Genomic DNA, 10,875 nt, shown 5'->3' with positions numbered 1-10,875 from the left:
ACTTTTAGGGGTCACTTCATTTATCGAGATGTTCTTTTTTATACCTAAATGAATTCTTTTATTATACTATTTTGCTTCATCTTCATGAATTAAAAAGCTTATATCATATTCATATAACTTCTCAATTAATACTTCTCCATCGATTTTTAATAAATTCAAATGAATATTAAATGGCATAAATCCAGCGCGCTTATTTACTCGATACAGCCTTTGTCCTTTTGAAGGTATCGAGGCGATATATCGATCTTCAACATCATCTTCCATTACAATTCCTAAGTATCTTTGTCCTTGGATTGCATAAGGTAAGACACCATATATATCCTCCAAAGCAATTTTTACAGGATATTTTGGATTGTTAATGATTGTAATAGATTCCGCTTCTAAAATAATAGCTGGTTTTCTCGTGGTCAGTTTTTTTATAACTTTCCAAAGGACGATGAGTACAACGAATGCAAGGGCTCCAAATAAACATCCAACGATGAAATTAGGCTCCTCAGATGAAAATACAGACATTACAATAAAGAGAAACAACAATTCAACAGCTAAAGTTAACAGAAATAATCCAACTACTTTTATCTTCGATTCATAAATCTCATATTTTTTCACGCGAATCCTCCCGCTCATGTAAAGTCTCTTTAATTCTCTAACATATAAGTTACCCCTATACAATTCTACTAAATTCAATCGAGTTATGAAATGAAGGGATGCAATGTAGGGGAATCTGGAGCTCTCCTCATTTTAAATAATTCACCAGCAATGTTTTCACTTGGCTTTTCATAGGTTTTTTAAAACTTATTATTCAAAAATTAGTACCTATACATCATACCATGAAAACACTCATTACTTGCTTTGCTTATCCCTAAAACAAATTTAAAATAATCGTTTTAAAGAAACGTATGTTCGTGCATAGGTTGATGTGATATACTAATAATGTAAAAATATTCCGGATTTCCATATCTGAAATTTCAGATATGTGAGAGAATGAGTATTATATAATAATAATAAGATGAGTTTATAAAAGAACTAGGGAGGCGAAGAAGATGGCAGTCAGTACATATCAGTTGTTTCAACATCTTAATATAACAGGGGAACAAGAAGAATTAGCATTACGCTACTTGCAGACGAGAGATGAAGAAGTTTTAAAACGTATAGAACAAACGACGATTCGTGACAATAAACGTAGTGATTTTGCTTGGCAGTTTATGAGTGATTTTAGGAAAACGTATAAGCAAGATGCAGGGTTTTTTCGGTTATTTTATCACTTGCTTGAAGATCAACTGCTGAATGTTCTTCTCGTGCGCTTTTCATATATGAGTTTTCCAGATATAAAAGTTTATTTTGAAAAAAGTGGTCTTTCATTTGATAGACTTGTAGCATTTGCTTGTAAGTATTTAACGAATCTTTCGCGTTCTGTAAATGAAGCGGATGTTTTTCTTAGAGCATTAATAAAGGAGAATCCGAAGTATATAGAAGAGCAGTTGCAAGTTATAGAGGGTCAGCAAAAATTACTATTACTTCTCGTTATGTTAGATGCAGATTATGAGAGATTTCTTCCTTATCATTATTTATTGGAAGAAGAATTGCAAGAGCATGCGGAGTATATATTGAGGATCAGCGGAGCAGAAGAGAAGATTGAAGCAGCCCAAAAGTACGTTCGAGGCGAGTCTGTTAATAAGGTGTTTGCTGGTGGATCTTTACCTGATTTTACTTGGCAGCAAATTTTTCGTTTGTATACGCATTCGGATGTTGCAAGAAGATATATGGAACTGTTAATGAAATGCTCTGTTAAAAATTTTATGAATTATGCAATTTCACATGTCAGCCATACTCTTGAGCAGTCTGGAAATTACAAAAAAACAAAAGGTTTTTATGCACAATTGTATGAAACAACTCGAGATTTGTGTGAGCAATTCGGTATTTCAGAGGAAAGGTTTTTCGCATATCGCCTTGCGCAGCATCAGTTAGGTATTGTTGATTTTGATCGCGTATATGAATACCAATTGTTGCTTCGTATGGTGGAAGAGAAACCGGAAGTTGTGCAGCGTACACTGCAATATGTAAGTCAAAGTCATTACCTTTTCGTATCCATGCTTTTAGCGGAAAAAGGGTACGAGTTACATAGAAACAAAGTACGTGAAGAGTTGTTAACGGTTATACTTCAAACGAAATCATCTGACATGCGTGGTACATATCGTGACTATTTATTAGGCAATGTATCATTTGAGGATATGAAGCGATGGTTCGAAAGCTCGAAGTTTAGAAATAATTACTGGAGAATGCCGGTTTTAGAAACTGCATTACTTTGGGATATAGAGGAAGTGGCGAAGAGAGAAGCTGCTCTTACGCTCCAACTTGGGAGAAACTATAGCTATCACTATAGTTTATACGAACTTCTGCAGCGGTATGCTGCGATGGAGAACTCGCCAGAACAGGTGCTAGAAGATTTGCTTTCCTACGGTTTATCGATGGAGAAGCTCGTTTCGTATTCTATTGAACAAGCTTTCGGGCATAGTGAGAAGCGAGATAAGGCGACGGAGGCACTTGTTCATTTGTTTGTAAAAGAACGTGCTTATGTGACAGCGGGATTCCCTGAGTATTCTGCAGATGAACGGATTTTTATTTTGGATGAGTTGGCAAAGGATAACGCCGTTCAGACACTTGATCTTCTTATTCAAAGCCTTGGGGATTCTTCTAAAAAAGTACGTACCGCTGCAGTTGCACTTCTTGCAAAAGATGTGGGATTTGCAGAGGATGTAGCAAAAGAATTGAATCATAGAAAGAAAGTTGTACGCGAAAATGTAATACAAACACTTTTATATTATAAAACTGACAAATATACAAAGCTTGTACAGGAAGCATTGCAAGAAAAGAAAAACGCTTCTTTGATGGAAAAGTTTGCTCCATTGCTTAATGATGGGGACTTAGAAGGAGCATCAGGTAATATTGAAGCTCTTTGCGCGCGTATTTTAACGCCGCAAAAAAGGAATGCACTTGTGCAGTGGCTCGGATTTGAACCACAAATCCGCCTTCGTGATTCTGAAGCAATTGCAGATGCAATGATTCCTCTTGCATATTTCCAGCAGTACGTATCAGATTCTGTTATTGAGAAGAAGGAAGTGGCAGAAGCAATAAGCGCTACTCTTAACGAACAAGACTTGAAGGAAAATATACAAGCAATCTATCAGCTTTGGGTTTCGCAAGGCGCGGAATCGAAGAAACGCGGTATTCTGTCGCTATATGGTATTTATAGTGATGACGAAATGGCGATGCAGCTCAAAAAGCAGATTGATGAATGGGCACTTGGTATGCGCGGAGCGATTGCCGCTGCGTCTGTTCAGGCGCTGGCGTTGTCTAAGTCACACATTGGGCTTATGTCTATCCATACGATGGCATTTAAATATAAACATAAGCAAGTGCGTAATGCTGCGAAAGAAGCGCTGAGTCTCGCTGCGAAAACGCGCGGTATAACAGAAGAAGAGTTAGAAGATCAGCTTGTGCCAGATCTTGGTTTTAATAAACGCGGTGAAAAGACAATTGATTATGGCGATAGAACGTTTACTGCTTATTTAACTCCAAATTTGAAGATTGAGTTAAAGACGGAAGAAGGAAAACGACTGAAGTCGCTTCCGAAACCAAATGCAAAAGATGATGCGGAAAAAGCAGAGAAGGAGAAAGCGGAGTTATCCTCTATAAAGAAACAGCTCCGAACTATGATTACAATGCAAACGCAGCGTCTTGAAACAGCGCTTTCTCTTAATCGTTATTGGTCACAACATACATGGCGGTCTCTGTTTGTAGAAAATCCAATTATGCAGCAATTTGCTATCTCCCTTATTTGGGGTGAGTATAAGGAAGGGAAGCTACTTGCGATGTTCCGCTATATGGAGGATGGCACGTTTAATACGATTGAAGAAGAAGAGCATGAACTTACGCCAGAAACTGTTATCGGTTTAATCCATCCGCTAGAATTGTCCGAAGAGGAACGGGAATTATGGAAGGAACAGCTAGAAGATTATGAGGTGACTCAGCCATTTCCGCAAATTGACCGTGAAGTATTTCAGGTTGAGGAAGGTGAGGAAGTTACTGTGGAGAGGTTTGCTGGTATTCAGATTAATGGCCGTTCGCTGTTTGGTAAGATGACGAAGTACGGATGGAGCCGCGGATCGGTTCAAGATGCTGGTGTATATTATACATTCTATAAAGAAGATACTCGCGCTGGAATAGGAGCGGAGCTTGCGTTTGAAGGGGCGCCGGTTGGGTATGAAGGCGAGGAGGATGTGTGCGTATTTGAAATTCAATTTTACAAAGCGGGCACGGTGAGCCGCGGCTCATATGACTACGACGAAATTGATCATGAGAGACGCATTTTACCAAAGCAAGTATCGGAACGATTTTTTAGCGAAATTTTATATGATATAAAACGGGCAACAGAATCGAACCTTGACCGTGATGAAAACTGGCGCAGTAAGCGATAAGAAAGGAAATGACATATGCAGTCTATTAAACCATTAATGGAAGAATTACATGAAATAGAATTGAATGCGTTAGAAGCGAATGACTCGTTTCCAAAACCACCTAACTGGCGATTGTCACCGCGTGCTGTTCGTACGTTTATTATCGGACAAGAAGAACCGCTTCTTTTGGAAGGAAAAGAAGTAGAAATTAGTCGTAAGTTTTATGGAAATGATGCGCTTGTGGAACGAGCGATTGTTACATTAGCAGGGAATCGTGGACTTATGTTAATCGGAGAACCAGGAACAGCAAAGACGATGCTAAGCGAGCTGCTTTCTGCTGCAATATGCAGAAATAGCCGTAACACTGTACAAGGAACTGCTGCTACGATGGAAGATACAATTAAGTATTCATGGAATTATGCGCTTCTTCTTGCGAAAGGACCTGTAAGGGAGGCACTTGTGCCAGGGCCTCTCTTCGTTGGGATGGAACAAGGAATATTAACTAGATTTGAAGAGTTAACGCGCTGCCCACAGGAAGTGCAAGATTCATTGATCAGCGTTCTAAGTGATAAGGTGCTGAATATTCCGGAGTTTGGAGAGCAAGGAATTCTTACAGCAAAGCCTGGCTTCAATATTATTGCAACGGCTAACACACGCGATCGCGGTGTGAATGAGATGAGTAGTGCATTGAAGCGTCGTTTTAATTTTGAAACCGTACATCCAATTAAGGATGTAAAGTTAGAGGCAAAAATAATAGAGTCACAAGTAATGAGTTTATTAGGAGCGTCAGGCATCACACCAGAAGTGGATGAGACGGTTGTTCAGTTGTTAGCGACTGTTTTTCATGAGTTACGAGAAGGTGTAACCGCTGAAGGGAAACGAATTGATCAGCCATCTTCTGTTATGAGTACTGCAGAAGCAGTATCTGTATATTATCAAAGTGCAATGGATGCGTACTATTATGGAAGCGGACAAGTGAAAATGGATGCGCTTGTTCGGTATTTATCGGGTACAATTGCGAAAGAAAACAAGGATGATTTAGAAAAGCTGCGCAGTTATTTTACAAGCATCGTTAAGGCGCGAGGTCAAGTAGGAGGAGAGGTATGGAAGTTGTTTTTCGAAGCTCGCAATCAGCTGAAGTAAATGCATTGTTTCAAAGAGCTTACAATTTAGATCAAAATGTTGTATATGTGCCGATTCGCCATCATAGTCCTGCGTGCTCTTTTCATGTACAAAAGATTGTTTCATTATATAAACCGGATGCAATTCTTATAGAAGGACCGATAGATTGCAACCCTCTTATTCCGCATATTGTGAGTGCAGAAAGTGAGACTCCGATTTGTATATATTGCAGTTATGACGATAAAGCGGATGTGCTTGAAAGAGGAGAAAGTGGAAAGTACCGTGCGTACTATCCCTTTCTCGACTATTCACCGGAACTCGTCGCGCTACGGGAAGGAGCTGCACAGAGCATTCCTGTTTCATTTATTGATCTTCCTTATAAAGAATATTTGTTTTTAGCAAAAAATGAGGAAGAGGATGGGGAGTATGACGAACGATACTTTCGGCATAGTCAATATGTCCGTATGCTTTCGGAAAAAACGGGGTGCCGAAGTTTCCATGAGTTTTGGGAGAAATACTTTGAGTTGCAAGGCTTTCATATGACAAGCGAGGAGTTTGTCCGTCAATTATTTCATTATTGTTATTATACGCGCGCGGACTATACGCAGGAGATGCTGGCAGAAGATGGTTGTGAAGTCAGGGAGATACATATGGCAAAAGAAATTGAAAAGGCACGTAAAGTGTATGATAAGGTGCTTGTTATTACCGGAGGCTTTCATGTGAAAGGGCTTCTTGAATTGGAAGGAACAAAGAAAAAGCTGCCGAAAAGTCCATTATCTAAAGCATATGCTAAAAACTATCTTATGCCGTATTCCTTTTTGGAAAGTGATCAGATGCGTGGTTATAAGAGCGGTATGCCTGCACCTGCTTTTTATCAACATATTTGGGAGAACAGGGATGAATCGGTAGCTGAGCAATTTATGATACGAATTGCTAGACAGCTAAAGGTAGAAGGAATATCAATGGCAGATGAGATTGAGGCTGCGCGAATGATACGTGAACTTGCACTGCTTCGTGGAAAGATGCAACCAGGATTGTATGAATTGATGGACGCAGTGCGCAGTGCATTTGTGAAAGGTGAGGTATTCTCGGCAAATAAGCCTTTAGCACTGCTTCAGACGAATTTGCAAGGGACAAAGCGCGGGATATTGTCAAAAGAAGCGGATGTGCCGCCGCTCGTGCATGATTTTCATGCTTCTGTTCGTTCGTTTCGTCTTCCAGTCCGTTCAACTGTACCGCAGGAGACGATTCTTGACATATACAAGAAAGAAAGGCATTTGCGATTAAGTCAATTTTTTCATTGCCTTGCTTTTTTAGGAGTTCCATTTTGTGAGAAAGTGCGCGGTCCAAACTTAGCTAGAAAGCAAAATATGAATCTGATGCGTGAAACTTGGAAATATCGTTTTTCAGCACAAGTAGAAAGTGCTCTGATTGATTTATCTGTGTATGGCGGAACGGTGAGAGAAGCCGCGCAGGAAATGCTAAGAGCAAAGCTGCAAAAGGCAAAGGGACGGGCTGGAGAGGTGGCCCTTTTATTGCTAGAAGCCTACTTAAGTGGTTTGTTTTCCGGTTTTTCCATATACACCCAATTTATAGATGAAGTTGTGCAAGAGGATGGGGATTTTGCTTCTATGGCAGATTGTGCTTACTACTTATCACAAATAGAAAAAGCAAACCAGCAAGCGGATCATGCTAGGCATAAAGCACTTTCGTTATTTTCTGTTTTAGATGGGGGCGAACCAGCAATTATTGCAGAAAAGCTGATCGATTTGTATACAATGCAACCTGCAGATCAGCAATTTATTGAAGCGTTGGAGCTTTATTTGCAAAAGGAAAAACGAGAAAGTCAAGTAGAGGGAGCCGTATTTGGGCTGTTAACTTCTTTAGGAAAGCGGGAAATTGATGAGGTCATGCAAGTGGCAGAAGGATATTTTTATGGAAGCGGTGATATGCAAAAGCAAGCTCCGATATTTTTGAATGGTTTGTTTGCTGGCGCCAAAGATATCTTTTTATATAACGAATCGTTGCTTAACGGAATGTCTCATGTTCTAGAAGAACTTGATGAAGAGATGTTTTTACAAGTGTTGCCACATTTGCGCCTCTTGTTCAGTCAATTCACGCCGCTTGAGGTGGATACGATTGCTAGACAGATTGCCCGGTTGTATGGTGCTACAGAAGAAGAGATAAAAGAAGAAGCAATTTCAGAAGATGTGCTGGCGTATGCAATGCAGCTAGATCGGAAGGCACGTGAGATTTTAATGAGACGGGGGCTAGAAGATGGAGAATAATATTTCTTTAAATCGCTGGCGTCTTGTTCTTGGGAAACATGCAGATGACCAAATCACATTTCAGGAAGAAGAACCTGCATACAGAGAAATGGACGAGGTGCTGGACTTTTTGTACGAGAGAGAACGCGGAGAAGAGCGCGGTGGATCCCTAGATCCCTCTCAGCTAACAGTGCCGACTTGGGTTTCGAAAGTGCGGGAGTTATTTCCGAAAGAAACCATTGAAATTATGGAAAATCATGCGTTAGAAAAGTATGAATTAACAGCTCTATTACAAGATAAGCAAACGCTTGAAAAAATGGAACCGAATATGAATTTATTAAAATGCATTTTGCAATTTAAGGATTATGTAAAACCGGATGTATTAGACACAGTTAAACGTATTGTAGCGAAAGTTGCCGAGGAGTTACGCCGTAATTTAGAGCAAGAAGTGAAGCATGCTTTAAGCGGTAGACCGGATCGAAATCGCTCTAGCCGCGTGCGCACGATGCGCAACTTTGATTTTAAGAAAACGATTCGAAAGAACTTAAAGCATTTTGATAAGGAAACGAATACGATCCATATTGAGAGACCATACTTTTATGCTGCGACAAAGCACGTTAGCACATGGCGTGTGATCCTTGCGGTAGACGAGAGTGGAAGTATGATTGATTCTGTTATTCATAGCGCAGTTATGGCGGGTATTTTTGCAAGCTTACCGACGATTAAGACAGATTTGTTCATCTTTGATACAGCTGTTGTTGATTTAACGGATCGTATTGACGACCCGGTGGAAACGCTTATGAGTGTACAGCTTGGCGGGGGAACATATATTGCTCAGGCGCTGCGTTACGCAACGAATAAAATCGAGATGCCTCATAAAACAATTGTCGTACTTGTAACGGATTTATATGAAGGTGGCAGTTACAATGAAATGTACCGAGAAGCGATGAAGATTGTAGAATCGGGGGCAAAGCTGATTGTACTTACTTCTCTTGATCCGACTGCACAGCCTTTTTATGATAAACAGGCAGCAAAAAAAATGGCGGCGCTCGGAGCTCATGTAGCAGCATTAACACCAGGGAGGTTGGCACAATGGATCGCAACGATCATTTCTTAAATGTTCTTAGCTCTATTGATGAAACATATTTAATCGCCATGTCCAACAAAGGAACGTATAAGAGAGCAATGAAGGATTTGGCTGCTGCAACAAATGTTAAAGTGGACTTAGAAGAGGGGGCAGCGCAAATACATCTTGATGATGAAACTACTGTAACGTTTACGGGAGATATACGCAGTTATTCTTGCACGTGTGAAGCCCGTTCAATTTGCAAGCATGTCATTATGGCCCTGTTAGAAGCAAAGAAAATGTACGAAGGTGAAGAGAACATAAAAGTTGATTTCTCTGCTCTTTTGAATGTGGAAGTTCGTCATATTGTTTCCGAAAAAATGTGGGCCGAAATGATGTTTCGCGAAACATTTCAGCAAAAGTTTGTTTTAGAAGAAGAAGGAGCTTTAATTGCGTCCTTCCCAGAAGAGAATACAACGGTTCGCTTTCTAACGGCTGAATCGGTAGAGGATGCGATTTGTACGTGCAAAGCAGATGGGATATGTCGGCATAAGGCGGAAGCGATATATTGGTATCAAAAAGAGAAAGGAATCTCACATGAAACGAAACAGGTGCAGCCTCTTATCATCGCACCGGATAAGCTATCTATTTTCAAAGAGATGATCGAGCAAGTTGTTCACTTTGGATTAACACGCCTTACTGAAAATACAATCTATGAAATAGAACAACTTTCTGTAAGAGCACGTTCTTTGAAACTAGCAAAGTTAGAGAATTTATTTCGTAAGCTCGGGACGGATATTGGGCTATACCGGATGAAACATGTATCCTTTCGAATGGCATCTTATCGGCAAACGCTGTCCGCGATTTATGAATACATTTTGTTGTTAGAACGCCACCGTCTGCAAGAAAGTCCGTTTCGTTCGGAATATTATGAAGTTCCACCACTTACTTTGTATGCTTTTGGCGCATCGGGCTGGCAAACGAAATCTGGTTATGTTGGTGTGACGTATTATTTCTATAATCGAGAACAGGAAAAGTGGATCACATACACACAGTCACGCCCCATGTTTTATGAAGGGAGCAACACAACTTCTGAGGACCTCCATGAAAAGCAAGTTCCATGGGGAATTGGAGGGAAAGGATACGAATTTTCTCGTTCATCTCTCAGTTTGAAGCAGGCAAAGCTTAATGCCGATTTTCAATTGTCATCTAGCTCACAGACAGTAGGGGAAGTGGAAGGCAAAACAAATGTGGCAGAGTGGCACGATCTCTTTTTAACCTCATGGGAAGAACTACTAGAAAAAGTAAAAGAGCAGAGGCTAGAGACAAATAAACAAGGCGTCTTTTGTATTGAATTTGCTGAAATGGGAGAATGGGAGTTTCAGAAGCAAGAACAAAAATGGATTATACCTCTTATTGATAAAAATGGTAAAGTATTGCAAATGCAAATAATGAAACGACCAGACAATGAGCGAATGATTCGACTTGTAAAAATATATTGGGATTCGTTGCATGTAAAGAGAATGTTCGTTCATCCTTATCAGGAAGGAACGAAGCTTGTAGTTACACCTGTCGTTTTATATACAGAAGCAGGAGAGGTTATAAATATTACACTCAATGAAGGGGAAACGTTCTATGATAGAGTTAGTACGCATAATCGATGAATTGGAACAAGTTCTAGATGAGATGCTTGTCTCAGGAGCAGGGATTGTACCTCCTTCTTTTTTTCAAGATATAAAACGAGAATGCGAAAAGTACGGTCTTTCTTATGCTGCCGCGCAGCTACTTATCATAGAGGAAGAACGAAACAAAGCTCGCTTTCTTCACAAAGAAGAAACAAGCAAACTGACGGAAGCGTTTTGTAAGTTGCAGGAATATATTCAAGTTGTAAAAGCTGAAATGCTGCATTTATAAGGGTGTAATTGGATAGGAATTTAATTTATCCCGTATTAACGGGCAATAAGAT

Annotated in this window: 7 protein-coding genes; 6 read left to right on the top strand and 1 reads right to left on the bottom strand. The window is 40.0% G+C overall.

The genetic code is table 11. The annotated features are described in order from the left end of the window. Positions 1-66: 66 nt before the first annotated feature. A complete protein-coding gene (locus tag CN373_RS15970; protein WP_000759746.1) occupies positions 67-606 on the bottom strand; it encodes an STM3941 family protein in 540 nt (179 codons plus the stop codon). Between the two features lie 434 nt (positions 607-1,040). Between CN373_RS15970 and CN373_RS15965 the strand changes: the two genes are divergently transcribed. From CN373_RS15965 to CN373_RS15940, 6 genes are read left to right on the top strand one after another with little or no spacing between them, the layout of a single operon-like run. Further along, complete coding sequence (locus CN373_RS15965) at positions 1,041-4,475, top strand: DUF4132 domain-containing protein (protein ID WP_098359702.1); 3,435 nt, start codon at positions 1,041-1,043, stop codon at positions 4,473-4,475. Between the two features lie 15 nt (positions 4,476-4,490). Beyond that, positions 4,491-5,597 (top strand): ATP-binding protein, encoded by a 1,107-nt coding sequence (locus tag CN373_RS15960; protein WP_098359701.1) that lies wholly within the window; start codon positions 4,491-4,493, stop codon positions 5,595-5,597. Next, on the top strand, positions 5,558-7,864 hold the full coding sequence (locus CN373_RS15955; RefSeq protein WP_098359700.1) for a DUF5682 family protein: 2,307 nt from the start codon (positions 5,558-5,560) through the stop codon (positions 7,862-7,864). Before CN373_RS15960 ends, CN373_RS15955 begins: the two co-directional genes overlap by 40 nt. Further along, positions 7,854-8,960 (top strand): VWA domain-containing protein, encoded by a 1,107-nt coding sequence (locus tag CN373_RS15950; RefSeq protein WP_098359699.1) that lies wholly within the window; start codon positions 7,854-7,856, stop codon positions 8,958-8,960. Before CN373_RS15955 ends, CN373_RS15950 begins: the two co-directional genes overlap by 11 nt. Then, positions 8,936-10,573 carry an SWIM zinc finger family protein gene (locus CN373_RS15945; protein WP_098359698.1) on the top strand — a complete coding sequence of 546 codons (1,638 nt, stop codon included), beginning with the start codon at positions 8,936-8,938 and terminating at the stop codon, positions 10,571-10,573. The genes CN373_RS15950 and CN373_RS15945 overlap by 25 nt, the downstream gene beginning before the upstream one ends. Beyond that, positions 10,545-10,823 (top strand): hypothetical protein, encoded by a 279-nt coding sequence (locus tag CN373_RS15940; protein ID WP_098359697.1) that lies wholly within the window; start codon positions 10,545-10,547, stop codon positions 10,821-10,823. Before CN373_RS15945 ends, CN373_RS15940 begins: the two co-directional genes overlap by 29 nt. The last annotated feature ends 52 nt before the right edge of the window (positions 10,824-10,875 follow it).

It is taken from the genome of Bacillus cereus, from assembly GCF_002561295.1.
In the GTDB taxonomy this organism is placed as follows: domain Bacteria; phylum Bacillota; class Bacilli; order Bacillales; family Bacillaceae_G; genus Bacillus_A; species Bacillus_A cereus_S.
The sequence above is the reverse complement of the archived record's forward strand: the minus strand, read 5'-3'. Positions and strand labels throughout refer to the sequence as shown.

Bases quoted from the DNA above. Each gene is read 5' to 3' on its own strand.
- CN373_RS15965 (WP_098359702.1), top strand. From the start codon at position 1,041: ATGGCAGTCAGTACATATCAGTTGTTTCAACATCTTAATATAACAGGG.
- CN373_RS15960 (WP_098359701.1), top strand. From the start codon at position 4,491: ATGCAGTCTATTAAACCATTAATGGAAGAATTACATGAAATAGAATTG.
- CN373_RS15955 (WP_098359700.1), top strand. From the start codon at position 5,558: ATGGAAGTTGTTTTTCGAAGCTCGCAATCAGCTGAAGTAAATGCATTG.
- CN373_RS15950 (WP_098359699.1), top strand. From the start codon at position 7,854: ATGGAGAATAATATTTCTTTAAATCGCTGGCGTCTTGTTCTTGGGAAA.
- CN373_RS15945 (WP_098359698.1), top strand. From the start codon at position 8,936: ATGGATCGCAACGATCATTTCTTAAATGTTCTTAGCTCTATTGATGAA.
- CN373_RS15940 (WP_098359697.1), top strand. From the start codon at position 10,545: ATGATAGAGTTAGTACGCATAATCGATGAATTGGAACAAGTTCTAGAT.